General features: G+C 61.3%; 12 protein-coding genes. 9 read left to right on the top strand and 3 right to left on the bottom strand.

Translation table 11 applies throughout. From position 1 onward, the window contains the following. Positions 1-1,481, bottom strand: a 1,481-nt coding sequence (locus P792_RS25400) for an ATP-binding protein (RefSeq protein ID WP_235075419.1), incomplete at its 3' end; no start/stop codon positions are given. Further along, positions 1,478-3,349, bottom strand: a complete 1,872-nt coding sequence (locus P792_RS25405) for a response regulator (protein WP_023978121.1) — start codon at positions 3,347-3,349, stop codon at positions 1,478-1,480. The genes P792_RS25405 and P792_RS25400, both read right to left, overlap by 4 nt. Positions 3,350-3,659: 310 nt before the next feature. On the opposite strand from P792_RS25405, the gene P792_RS25410 reads away from it, so the two are divergent. From P792_RS25410 to P792_RS36520, 9 genes are all read left to right on the top strand, one after another. After that, positions 3,660-4,100, top strand: coding sequence for a hypothetical protein (locus P792_RS25410; RefSeq protein WP_023978123.1), 441 nt, complete (start codon positions 3,660-3,662; stop codon positions 4,098-4,100). 19 nt (positions 4,101-4,119) lie between these two features. Continuing rightward, complete coding sequence (locus tag P792_RS25415; protein WP_023978124.1) at positions 4,120-4,953, top strand: cell division ATP-binding protein FtsE; 834 nt, start codon at positions 4,120-4,122, stop codon at positions 4,951-4,953. Beyond that, on the top strand, positions 4,950-5,858 hold the full coding sequence (locus P792_RS25420; protein ID WP_023978125.1) for an ABC transporter permease: 909 nt from the start codon (positions 4,950-4,952) through the stop codon (positions 5,856-5,858). Before P792_RS25415 ends, P792_RS25420 begins: the two co-directional genes overlap by 4 nt. Then, on the top strand, positions 5,855-6,445 hold the full coding sequence (locus tag P792_RS25425) for a YdcF family protein (protein ID WP_031240339.1): 591 nt from the start codon (positions 5,855-5,857) through the stop codon (positions 6,443-6,445). The genes P792_RS25420 and P792_RS25425 overlap by 4 nt, the downstream gene beginning before the upstream one ends. Positions 6,446-6,558: 113 nt before the next feature. Further along, a complete protein-coding gene (locus P792_RS25430) occupies positions 6,559-7,302 on the top strand; it encodes a 1-acyl-sn-glycerol-3-phosphate acyltransferase (RefSeq protein WP_023978127.1) in 744 nt (247 codons plus the stop codon). A gap of 329 nt (positions 7,303-7,631) precedes the next feature. Beyond that, positions 7,632-8,663: a DUF2125 domain-containing protein gene (locus tag P792_RS25435; protein WP_023978128.1), complete on the top strand. Its 1,032-nt coding sequence runs from the start codon at positions 7,632-7,634 to the stop codon at positions 8,661-8,663. Between the two features lie 85 nt (positions 8,664-8,748). Next, positions 8,749-10,158: a cytochrome ubiquinol oxidase subunit I gene (locus P792_RS25440; RefSeq protein WP_023978129.1), complete on the top strand. Its 1,410-nt coding sequence runs from the start codon at positions 8,749-8,751 to the stop codon at positions 10,156-10,158. A gap of 9 nt (positions 10,159-10,167) precedes the next feature. Continuing rightward, the gene (gene cydB, locus P792_RS25445; protein WP_023978130.1) at positions 10,168-11,190 is read left to right on the top strand and encodes a cytochrome d ubiquinol oxidase subunit II; all 1,023 of its coding nucleotides are present in this window, start codon (positions 10,168-10,170) and stop codon (positions 11,188-11,190) included. Between the two features lie 177 nt (positions 11,191-11,367). Then, positions 11,368-11,502: a DUF2474 family protein gene (locus P792_RS36520; RefSeq protein WP_122039115.1), complete on the top strand. Its 135-nt coding sequence runs from the start codon at positions 11,368-11,370 to the stop codon at positions 11,500-11,502. Here the strand turns inward: P792_RS36520 and P792_RS25450 are convergent. Further along, on the bottom strand, positions 11,483-12,131 hold a 649-nt coding region (locus P792_RS25450), incomplete at its 5' end, for an HAD family phosphatase (protein WP_023978132.1). The genes P792_RS36520 and P792_RS25450 overlap by 20 nt on opposite strands.

The following is a 12,131-nucleotide window of genomic DNA, read 5'->3' on the forward strand; positions in this document are numbered from 1 at the left end:
TCACCCGGCGTGCTCTCGACACGGATATCGCCGCCGCTGCGCTGTAGGAACCCGTAAATGGTTGAAAGCCCCAGACCCGTGCCGCTCCCAAGGCCCTTCGTCGTGAAAAAAGGCTCGAAGATACGGCGCACGATCTCCGGCGGCATGCCGCAGCCCTGATCATCGACCGAGAGCACAACGCACTCGCCTTCAGGGGCATGAGCCTCATGGCTGAGTGCGATGCTGATGACACCGCCATCCGGCATGGCATCGCGGGCATTGATACACAGGTTGAGCAAGGCCATTTCAAGCTGACCGGAGTCGCTCATTACGGGGGGTATGACCAGATCACGCGGCACGGCAGAGAGATCGATCGTGCAACGCCCCGTTTCGCCGCGCAGATCGCTTGCCCGGCTCAGGCTTTGCACAATCAGGTCGTGCATGCTCCAGATCATCTCGACCAGATTGACCGGACGCAGCGCCATGGGTTTCGGCCGGCCGAATTCGAGCAGACGGCGGGTCAGCACCGTACCGCGGCGGGCCGATTCAAGGGCATTATCGAAAAGCTTGGTCACGGTCGGGTTTACCGCAGGGGTCATGTCCTGCAGCAATTCAAGCGAGCCCAGCATGGCGGTCAGCAGGTTGTTGAAGTCATGCGCAATCCCCCCGGCAAGTGTGCCAAGAGCATGCATCTTGTCATCCTGGCGCAGGCGCTCCTCCATGGCGAGGCGCTCTGTCACGTCGCGGTCGAGCATCATCTGCCAGCGCTGCGCGCTCGGGAAAGGGACACCCAGCGCATTGCGCGGCCAAGGCAGGGTCTGGCGCGTGATCTCGTGCCACCTCACCCCCTCAGCCGTATGCTCCGACACCAGCCGCGAGACCTCGCCCTCGCTTCGGGTCTCCTCACGCATCGCGGCGATATCGGGTCGAAGGGCATCGTTGAACAGGGAGTCCTCAGCGATATCGCCCCTGCTATCTGGCGTGACCTCGACCTCGATATTGTGGCGCAGTACCGTGCCATCGGCCTCGGAAAACACGACATCCATCGGCACTGATTCCAGTGCGCCATGCAAAAGCACGCGCTCCATCATCAATGCCCGCTCGAGACGGTGATGAGCTGCAACCTCACGCACCATCGCGCGCAGTGAGTCGGATTCCCACGGCTTGTGGGCATAGAACTGGATCCTGCCCTGATTGAGGGCGGCAACCACCGCGGCCAGATCGGCATAGCCGGTCAGGAGAATCCCGCGCGCATCGGAATAGTCCCGCGCCTTACTCAGCATCACATCGCCCGTCATGTTGGGCATCCGCTGATCGGAGACAATCACCGCGATATCTGGTGACTTGCGCAGGAATTCGAGCGCCTCGAGCGGGTCTGTACTGGAGAGAATATCGAATTCGTCTTCCAGCAGATCGGTCAGCGCGACCAGAATTTCGGCTTCATCATCCACCAGGAGGATACGGCTCCTCCCGAATGGTACGCTCATTTCGGTCCGTTTCATGCGCTGCGTCCTATCGTCACCGGTCCCGTAGGGGTAAGGCGCACCGGAACGGAGAGCGTGAAACAGGCCCCCACATCGCGTCCACCCTCGAGATTCGCGTCCTCTATATCAATCGTGCCGCCATGCGCCTCGATCACGCCATAGGCAATCGCCAGCCCCAGCCCTGTTCCCATACCGACAGGTTTGGTCGTGAAAAACGGCTCGAACACACGGGCGCGCAGGGCGGCGGGCACACCCGGTCCGTCATCTGCCACGCTGATCACATAATTTGCATCCGATCCCTCCTGCTTCAGAACGGTCCGGATCACGATCTTGCCGCTGGGCGCCCCGGCCTCAAGCCCTTCGGCCTCGGCGCGCGAGCGTATGGCATCGGCTGCGTTACTGACGATATTCATGACCACCTGATGCAGGAGAGCCGGCTGGCAGACCAGCATGCGCGGGGCAGACAGATGGCGCTCCACCGTAATCTCGCGGCCGAATTTATGCGCCAGAAGGGCGAGCGCGGTATCGATCGCCTCGACCACGTCGGTATCCTGAAAAGCGCTTTCATCGAGACGTGAGAAACGCCTCAGGCTCAGCACCAGATTCTGGATGCGCTGCAGCCCCAGCCGCATCGCGCCGATACGGCTCGAACATTTCTCGAGCAGCGCAAGCTGTGCTGGCAGAAGAGGCCCCTCGGACTCCGTAAGCCGCTGCAGGGCGCGTGCGATGGTTTCCTCATGCGCCAGGGTGAAGGCGAGCGGATTGTTGATCTCGTGGGCGATGCCTGCCACGAGCTCGCCGAGCGAGGCCATCTTGGCTGTCTGCACCAGCTTCGCCTGTGTCTCGATCAGTCGCGCATTGGCATCGGCAAGTTCAGAATTGGCGTGGGCCAGCGCCTCGGCCATCGCGGCCTTGGCGGCAATGGCGCGGGCCTCGCTCTGCGCTGTCTGAAGCGCCACTTCGCGCACCTGACGCTTGATTTCCTGCTGTCTGATCTCGTCCTGCGCCAGCTTGCGACGCACCAGCACCCGGATGCGCAGCGCCAGAACATCGGGGGCAATGTCGCTGGGTACCAGGTCATCGAGCCCTGCATCGAACAGATCTGCCGCAGAGTGACGCCTGAACCGGTCAGCATCGACAATGCCGAGAATCCGGAAGGAAGTTCCTCCGGCCTCGAGCACGTCCTGACGGCGCGCATCGAGACGGCGGCAGAAATTCACGCCATCGAGCAGGCGCGATGTGAGATCGAGCACCAGACAATCCGGCCCCTCCTCGCCCCCAAGCCAGCCCCCATGAATCAGCTCGCCCGAGGCGGTAACCGTGGTGACCGTATGGCCATCGCGCCAGAGCAGTTCCCCCAGAGACGCACCGGAGGAATCGCGCTCCCAATTGGCATTGTCGCTCGGCTCGTCCTCGAAATCCTCGGTATTTGGGCTCGTGACGATAACGATACGCGCCCGGCGGAAACGTCCCGCCTCTTCGGCCTGAAGAAAGTCCGAGCCCTCTCGCAGCAGCGCACGGATACGCAGCACCAGCAGGTCAGGATGGGCCGATTTGGAGATATAGGCATCCGCGCCGCTTTCAAGCCCTTCACGCTCCAGTCCGGGCCCGACATCTTCGGTCAGCATCAGGATGGGGATCGAGCGCGTCTGGGCGTTCATACGGAACTGACGGGCCATCTGACCGCCATTCATGCCAGGCAGATGGTAGTCAGCCACCACCAGATCCGGCAGGCCGTCATCAAGGCAGGTCAGGGCCTCTTCACCGCTGGCCACGCGCCGGACGACAAACCCTGCTTCTTCAAGCAGAAGCGTCAGGGCTTGCGCCTGTATATCCGACTCCTCAACGAGAAGGATTGCGGGGCGGGGCACATCTTGCAGGGTCATGAATGCACTGGTCTCATGAGTTTGCGGGGGTGATCAAGTTCGCCAGCGCCCTCAGGACGAAAAGAGTTCCTCTATCGTCTGGTGGTTGCAGGAATGGCGACATGTCGAAGGCTCATGCCATCCGGCCTGCTATGGGGTCCCTCACAACGCGGCATGTGCAGGTCGTGATGTTCATATGGAAGCAAGGCCGCATCTCAGGCTGATCATTGCATTTCGCCGCGCCGGCAGCTACCTCAGGATCAGACAACGTGGCCAGCCCTGACTGGACGCCACTTCATTCGTGCCCATCACGACAAGCTGGAAGCGCCCCATGGAAGTTTCGCCCCGCCCGTCCCTGTCACGCCTAGGCCAGCCGAGCGACGACCGCGAGCCCCGTGGCACAAACGGGCTTGGCACAGGCGGACGCAGCAGCAGCGGGCTTGCCGTCCTGCGTACGGCTTTCTGGGCTGTCTGCTACTTCGCCTTTTATTTCGCGCAGCAGGTGGCCGAAGTTCTGGCACCGCTTTGCCTCGTGCTTGGCATTGGCTGGATGGCCCTGCCCAAGGCCCTTTCCGCCATCACTACCGGCACGGCTTCGAGCGACCCGCAGGCCCAGGATGTCATGAACCATGTGGTCGGAAGCATTCCCGATCATCTTGCCATCGGCAGCCATGTGATGACGGCAAGCGGCCTTGTCTTCGATGGTTTCATGCTGATGGCCATCGCCGCCCTCGGTGCAACGGTTTCCGCCGTCGCCGCACGCAACATGTAACGACGCAACCGGGGCTTTCATGATCCGGTTCTACAACGTCAGCTATCGCCATGCCCTCCGTCGCCGTCTGGCCGGGCAACGCCAGATGCCGCGCCCGGTCCTTGAGGGACTCGATTTCACCATCCAGCAAGGCAGCTTCTACTGGCTGACCGGCCCCTCCGGCGCGGGCAAGTCCAGCCTGCTTCGCCTCGCCCATGCAGAGACTCTGCCAGAGAGCGGTACGGTCGAAATTCTCGGGGTCTCAACAGACCGGGCCAGCCGCCGCCAGCTGGCGCAGCTCAGGCAGCGCATCGGGTTCATCCCTCAGGATCTGCGCCTGCTTGGCGAACTGAACGTCTACGACAACATCGCCCTCCCTTTACGTCTGGCCGGCCAATCCGACAACGCGATAAGGGGTGAGATCGGATCTATCCTCGACTGGCTCGATCTGGGGGGTAAATCGGGCAGCCTGCCGGATGAGCTTTCAGGGGGAGAGCGACAGCGCGTTGCCATCGCCCGTGCTCTTGTAACCCGCCCGGCCCTGCTTCTGGCGGACGAACCGACCAATGCCCTTGCTGAGTCGCAAAGCTGGCAACTCATCGAGGCATTGCGGGCTCTGAGCCGTGCAGGCACGACGGTCATCGTCGCCACGCATAACGAGTCGCTGCTGCGGGCCATGCCGCTGCCCTGCATCAGCCTGCGTAACGGCCGCCTCGAAAAACCTGTCCCGCCCCCGGTGATGCATCCCCCGGACACGCACCCCACCGGCTTTCAACCCATGCCTCCGGGCGGCGATGTCAGTAACCATTCCGATGGCTCTCCCGCCTCATTCTCCCTCTCTGCCCCGCACTCCCTGCGGGAGAGGGATCGATGAGCCGCAAGCTTCCTGATGGGCTGCATCTGGGCCGGCGCGACCAGGGGCTGATACCCCTGATCGCTGCTGTGGCGGCAATCGCAGCCCTTGCACTGGGCGGCTGGAATGCGGCGCGCGTTCTCTCTCGCGAATGGGACCACGGCGCCACGCGACAGGTCACGATCGAAATTCCGGATCTCACGGGCGATGCCGCAGACACAGCGCGCAAGCTGATTACCGTATTGAAGAGCGATCCCGGCATCGCCAGTGTTGAAATTCTGCCCGAGGCAAGGCTGCGCGATATCCTTCGCCCCTGGCTTGGCACGATGCAGGCCAGCCTGTCAGACCTGCCCGTCGTGCTCTCGATCACGCGACGCAGCGATGGCCCCGTCACCGATCTGCCAGTCATACTGGATACGATCGCGCCCTCAGCCATCATCGAGGAAAATGCCCGCTGGGGCGAGCGCCTGATGCTTCTTGGCCAGACTTTGCAGGCCTGTGCGTGGCTTGCCGTGTTGCTGGCCGGGTTTGCCACTGCTGGCGTGACCACACTTTCCGTGCGCATGACGCTGATTGCACGACGGCGCACTATTGAAATCCTTCATGGCCTCGGCGCCCGTGACGGGCTGATCGCACGACGCATCGCTTGGCGCAGTGCCCTGCTCGGGCTAAGCGGTGGGGTAATCGGCACGGCGCTCGGCGGGCTGATACTGGCCATACTCTATCACCTGTTGCTGCCCTTCATGGACCAGGCAGGCGCCGGTGCAACAACGTGGCCCCAGCGCTATGAACAATGGCTTGCCTTGTCGGCAGCCATACCTCCAGCTCTGCTCCAGTCCCTCGCCTGTGTGCCGGTGCTCGTTGCTGCCCTCAGCTTCGTTGTGGCTCAGGGTACGGTGCGTCTGTGGTTGCGCCGGCTGCCATGAGATTCTGGCTGGCCGTTCCGTTTCTGGTGTTCGTTCTGGCCCTCGTCTGGTGCGCAGGGTTCGCCTGGTTTTGCGTCGATGCGCTCCACCCCGTATCCAATCCGGTACATTGTGACGGCATCGTTGCCCTGACCGGGGGGCGTGACCGTATTGAGGCCTCTCTTCAGCTGCTGGACAAGGGGGTTGGGCGCAAGCTCTTGATCTCCGGGGTTGGGCCCCATGCCACACTCAGCCAGCTCAGCGAACATGCACCGATATCGCTGACACCCGAACTGGCGTCGCGCATCACACTCGGTAGGCGCGCAGTGTCCACCATCGGCAACGGGTCGGAAACGGCCCAGTGGGCCACTCAGAACCATATCCGGTCGCTGCTGGTCGTTACAGCGGGCTACCATATCCGGCGGGCTATGGTTGAGATCCATCGCGCCGCACCGGAGGTCATGCTCCACCCCTACCCTGTCCGATCACCGGCGCTGAGACGCAGCCCCAATCGCGCAACATTCAGCTTACTGCTGCACGAATACATCAAATGGATTGGCTCTCATCTGGGCCTCTCGCGGGGAATCAATCTCACTCCCCAGTCATGAACCCATCCGGGTGAAAACCGATTCCGGCCCCGAATCCCGCGCGGTGCCGTTTCCCTCCTGCCTCGTGATGCTCTAGTGAACATCGGATTCTCGAGACGCTACTGGGGGAGTGCATGATCCGGATACGCGCCTGGCTTTTCATGAGCTATTTCATCATCCTCACCCTGATCATGGGTGTGATCGCCATGCCCATACGCGCTCTGCGACGCCAAAAGCTGGCCCTGCGCTATGCTCAGCTCTGGTCATCGCTCACCTTGCGCGGTCTAAGCCTGATCTGTCGCATACGCATCACCGTCATCGGCCGCGAGAACCTGCCTTCCGGGGCGTGCCTTGTCGCCTCGCAGCATCAGTCTTTCTTCGATGGCTTCATCTGGATGACCATTGCCGAACAGCCGGCCTATGTCATCAAGCAGGAGCTCACCCGCATACCGTTCATCGGTCCCATGCTGATCCTGTCCGGCATGGTGCCTGTCGAGCGCGCAGCGGGCGCAAAGGCACTCCGCGCCCTCATGAAGGCGACGCAGGAGCATTTTGATGAAGGCCGACAGATCATCATCTTCCCGGAAGGGACAAGAACCGTCCCTGGCGAGCGTGTTCCCCTTCAGCCCGGCGTAGTCGCGTTGGCCAAGCAGGCCGCTGTACCCGTCATCCCTGTCGCGACCAATTCCGGGCTGCACTGGCCGCGCCGTGGCTGGTTGATGACTCCGGGCGAAATCATCATTGCCATAGGAGAGGCCCTGCCTGCGAATGCCGGGAGGCATTCTCTGATCGACTCGATCTATAGGTCCTGGGACAAGCTTTGTGCGGCACACGATATGCCACACCCTGTGGATAACTCTGTGGACCTGGGACGCTGATCAGGGGGAATCCTGTGCGGAACACCGTGCATAACCCACATTGAACCGGTACGATCCTGAAAGGATCCAGCCGGGGCGGGCAAGAAAGCGAATCAAGAGACAATCGCCGCAAAAGCTAGGTTTCTCGTGCCTTGTGGCGCAAAGAACGGTGCGGAGGGGGCATCTAACACAGCCCCTTCCGCTTTCATAGCCCCGCGGAACAGACTCTTTTTTTTTCCTCATTCCATCCGTTCTCAGCTCTGGGGATAAAATGTGCAGTTTCTCGCGACAACTGTGAAACCTGACTACAGAACCTTCCAATTGCGCAGTATTCATCGGACCAATCCGAGATGAGGAAAGGGCTCTTCTTCACCATAATCGGTGTTACGTCCCTGTTACTCTCGATACAGGTTCTGGACGCCTATCGAATCAGTCAGATCGACCGACAGATCGTGAAGCTGTCCGCGACGGCGCGGGCAGAGGGTTGGCGGTTCACGTGGCAGGAGGAAGCGCGCCAGTGGCGCCCGTGGGGGTCACGCATCGTGCTGACTGCCCCCCTGATAGGCCGTGCTTCCGGAGAGGGCTGGACCGGGCGATCCCTTACGATCACACCCGGCTGGAGGCATCCGTTAGCAGCGTCATTCACGAATGAGGGTGCACAGATCCTGCGCCCCGGTGGCGATGTCGTGCTCAGTGCTGGTGGTGGATCGGGCTGGTTCGACCCGTCGCGGCAGGTGATCATCTATCGCACGGCAGGTGTGACGGCATCGGGGCTACCGATATCGGGAATCGACACGCTCACGCTACGCGATATCACCGCGCGGTTCCTGCCCGGCGGGCGGAGCGCCGACCCCTCTCTGGCATGGAGCCTGGACCTGCGCGCAGACAGGGTAGAACCTAAGCTGAGCGCCACGCGGGGCAGCGGCAGCCTGACTCCCAGCCTGCCGGACCTCCTCGCTGCACTGCCTGAAGCGAGGTATTTCCACCTCGTTCTCGCCGCACTGCACCGGACGAGTGATGGACACGATCTGAGCGATCATCCTGCCGGCCTGACCCATGATGTGGGTTATGAACGCTTTTTAATTCAGGAGGCCTCTTTCACTCTTGGCCCCCTCTCTGTCGTTGCCCGCGGAACCCTCTCAGGTACCGGGCAAGGCACAGTATGGGCCCATCTCAGCGGCTTGCAGGGCTTTGCCCGTTACTGGGTTGCTCATACACCGCAAGCGCTACGGAATAACCCGGACTACGCACGCCTGCTGGCGGGTCTTGATGAACAAACCGCAAGGATACCGGACCATCTGGACCTTCCCATTCCGCTCGGTCCCGATGACATTTTATTGCAAAATCACATTTCCGCGATAATAACAGGGCATTATCGATGAACCGGAGGGGAAGCTGACGCCTTATGGGCGGTGGCAGTTAACCATTCCCCTTCACGACTGGCCTTGATGGCCGCGGATCCCTGCAATGCCTGACATGAGTGCTCTCTTCCTCGCACGATTGCAATTCGCGTTTACCGTCGGATTCCATATCGTCTTTCCCGCATTCTCCATCGGCCTGGCCGCGTTTCTGGCTGTGCTCGAGGGGCTCTGGCTCAAGACGGACAAACCCGTCTATCTCGACCTCTTCAAATACTGGCTTCGCGTCTTTTCCGTGGTGTTTGCCATGGGTGTCGTTTCCGGCCTCGTCATGTCGTATGAATTCGGCACCAACTGGTCGCAATTCTCGCAAAAGGCCGGACCGATCCTTGGCCCGATGCTGGCCTATGAGGTCATGACGGCGTTCTTCCTTGAGGCCGGGTTCCTTGGCGTCATGATGTTCGGCCTCAACCGCGTGGGTAAGCGCCTCCATTTTGCCGCCACCTGCATGGTTTCGATCGGCACTCTGATCTCCATGAGCTGGATCCTGGCTTCCAATTCCTGGATGCAGACGCCGCAGGGCTACAAGATCGATGCCGCAACAGGCCGCTTCCTGCCGGCCGACTGGTTCGCCATCGTCTTCAACCCCTCCTTCCCGTTCCGCCTCGTCCATATGGCGCTCGCGGCGTTCCTTTGCGTGGCGTTCATCGTGGGTGGTGTCGGCGCGTGGCATCTGCTCAAGGCCAAGCGTCAGAAGCGCCAGCCGACCGATGCCGTGAAAGTCATGTTCTCCATGGCGATGTGGATGGCTGCCATCGTGGCACCGCTTCAGATCCTTGCGGGCGACGCCCACGGCCTGAACACGCTGAAATACCAGCCCGCCAAGATCGCGGCGATGGAAGGCGACTGGGAGAGCGAGAGCCGTGCGCCCGAATTGCTGTTTGGCGTGCCGGACATGGAACATGAGGTGACACGCTACAAGATCGGCATCCCGCTGGTGGGCTCGCTAATCCTGACGCACAGCCTCGACGGCAAGGTGCCGGGCCTCAAGGATTTCCCGAAGGACCAGCGCGCGCCGATGTATGTGGTGTTCTACACCTTCCGCGTGATGGTGGCCCTTGGCAGCCTGATGGCCCTGCTCGGATTCTTCTCGCTGTTCCTGCGCTGGAAGGGTGGGTTCTATACCAACCCGATCCTGCTGCGCGGCGCCTTGCTCATGACGCCTGCCGGGTTCATCGCCCTGCTGTGCGGCTGGGTCACGACCGAAGTGGGCCGCCAGCCCTTCACGATCTACGGGCTGCTGCGCACCGTTGACAGCGTCTCACCCGTGACACTGCCGAACATGGAAATGTCCATGGTCGCCTTCGTCATCGTCTATTTCATCGTCTTTACCGCCGGTATCGGCATCCTGCTGCGCGATTTCGCCAAGGAACCCAGCTCGAACGAGCCTGAGCCCCCGCGCGATCAGCCGCATCGTGCCGCTGGTATCACCCAAGTTTCTCACCACCCGGCGGAGTAAGCGTTTACCATGAATACCCTCGCCTATTGGTTGCCCATCATCTGGGCAACCCTCGCGGCTCTGGCCATCTTCACCTATGTCTGTCTCGACGGGTTCGATCTGGGCATTGGCATCCTGTTCCTCGGCGAGCATCGCAAGGAACATCGCGATGTCATGGTCAACACCATCGCTCCGGTCTGGGACGGTAACGAAACCTGGATGATCTTCGGAGGCGCCACGCTTTATGGCGTGTTCCCCGTCGCCTATGGCACGATCCTCCCCGCGCTTTACCTGCCGATCCTGTTCATGCTGCTCGCGCTCATCCTGCGTGGCGTGGCGTTTGAATTCCGTGTGAAGGCAAGCGGCATTTTCGGCATGGGATTCTGGGATCGTTCCTTCTGCTTCGGCTCACTTGTTGCCTCTGTCATGCAGGGCATCATTCTGGGTGAGCTCATCATGGGCGTGAAGGTCGAGAACAACACCTTCGTCGGCAGTGCGTGGGACTGGGTCGCTCCCTTCCCGCTCTTCTGCGGCTTTGCCGTGGCGGTTGGCTACACCCTGCTTGGTGCGACCTGGCTGGTGTGGCGCACGGAAACCGATCTGAAGGCGGTCATGCAGCGCCTCTCCGCGCCGCTGGGCCTCGGCATGCTGGTGCTGATTGCCATCGTGTCGGTCTGGACGCCCTATCTGCACGCCAATTACATGCATCGCTGGACCGATTTCCCTGAAATCGTCTGGGTTGCGCCTGTGCCGGTTGCCGTGATCGTGCTCGCTGCGCTGTTCTTCCTGTCACTGCGCAAGCAGGCAACACGCCTCACGCCGTTCCTCTGCGCGCTGGGCTGGTTCTTTCTGTGCTTCTCGGGTCTGGGCATCAATGTCTGGCCGTATATCGTACCGCCCACGGTCACAATCTGGTCGGCTTCCTCGCCGCCGGAAAGCCAGCTTTTCCTGCTGGTCGGTGCGTCGATCCTGCTGCCAATCATCCTGGCCTACACGATCTATTCCTACTGGGTGTTCCGCGGCACCGTGACCGCCGATCACCATTACCACTGACCCCGGGCTTGGCCTGACCCGGTATAGCCCTCATGCGATCGACCCAGTTCTGAACGGGGATGGATCTCATGAGGGGCCTCTGACCCCCCGGGCACTTCATCGCCTGGGCCTGACTGAATAAAACACTGGTCAGGCTATTTCTGGTCGGCCTGCCACTTCGCCAGAGGAGTTATGACAATGCCTGCTTCTCCCGCCCCTTCTTCTTCCTTCCTTGCCCGTCTCGGCTGGTTTGTCGGGCTCTGGGCAGGCGGGGTCGTGACACTGGCCATTGTCGCAACCCTGCTCAGGATTATCATTTTTCATCAGTGGTAAGATGAGGCCGCACGTCGACGGCCCTCATCCCGGCATTATGGGCGGCCTCTAGCCCTTCCTCCGTGTCCTCGAAAACGAGACAGCGCGAGGGGGTAACACCGAGCTTGCTGGCGGCCAGCAGATAGAGATCAGGGGCCGGTTTGGGATGGGTCACATCCTCCACCGTCACCACGCAATCGAATAGTTCCAGCAAATCGAGCGTACGCAATGTCGCGGTCACGATCGATTTGAGCCCGGCCGAGGCCACGGCCATCGGAACGTGGCCGAAATGTGCGCGGGCGATCTCGGCTGTGAAACTATGCTCACGCAGCACATCAAGATGGGCCTCATAGAGCACACGGCAACGGGCAAGCAGAGCCGCCCGGTCAAGGGTCACACCAAACGCTTTCTCGTAAGCGTCGAACAGCTTGCTGCTCGAAAGCCCTGTGCGGGCGTAGTACCACTCTGACGTGAGAACCTGCCCCTGCTCCGCCAGCGCTTCCTTGAAGGTCAGGAAGTGGACGGGGAGCGTGTCCGCGATTGTCCCATCGCAATCGAAGATGATGGCGTCAAAATCGTAATCGTTCAGATTGAAAGTCGTCACCTGATCTGCCTTTCGCCAGCGTACCAGCGGTCTGTTGTCTGACTCG

Origin of the sequence: Asaia sp. SF2.1 (genome assembly GCF_000505765.1) — a bacterium.
GTDB classification, from domain to species: Bacteria; Pseudomonadota; Alphaproteobacteria; order Acetobacterales; family Acetobacteraceae; genus Asaia; species Asaia bogorensis.

Excerpts from the sequence above, each read along its gene's own strand:
- P792_RS25405 (WP_023978121.1), bottom strand. The coding sequence starts at position 3,349 with ATGACCCTGCAAGATGTGCCCCGCCCCGCAATCCTTCTCGTTGAGGAG.
- P792_RS25410 (WP_023978123.1), top strand. The coding sequence starts at position 3,660 with ATGGAAGTTTCGCCCCGCCCGTCCCTGTCACGCCTAGGCCAGCCGAGC.
- P792_RS25415 (WP_023978124.1), top strand. The coding sequence starts at position 4,120 with ATGATCCGGTTCTACAACGTCAGCTATCGCCATGCCCTCCGTCGCCGT.
- P792_RS25420 (WP_023978125.1), top strand. The coding sequence starts at position 4,950 with ATGAGCCGCAAGCTTCCTGATGGGCTGCATCTGGGCCGGCGCGACCAG.
- P792_RS25425 (WP_031240339.1), top strand. The coding sequence starts at position 5,855 with ATGAGATTCTGGCTGGCCGTTCCGTTTCTGGTGTTCGTTCTGGCCCTC.
- P792_RS25430 (WP_023978127.1), top strand. The coding sequence starts at position 6,559 with ATGATCCGGATACGCGCCTGGCTTTTCATGAGCTATTTCATCATCCTC.
- P792_RS25435 (WP_023978128.1), top strand. The coding sequence starts at position 7,632 with ATGAGGAAAGGGCTCTTCTTCACCATAATCGGTGTTACGTCCCTGTTA.
- P792_RS25440 (WP_023978129.1), top strand. The coding sequence starts at position 8,749 with ATGCCTGACATGAGTGCTCTCTTCCTCGCACGATTGCAATTCGCGTTT.
- cydB (WP_023978130.1), top strand. The coding sequence starts at position 10,168 with ATGAATACCCTCGCCTATTGGTTGCCCATCATCTGGGCAACCCTCGCG.
- P792_RS36520 (WP_122039115.1), top strand. The coding sequence starts at position 11,368 with ATGCCTGCTTCTCCCGCCCCTTCTTCTTCCTTCCTTGCCCGTCTCGGC.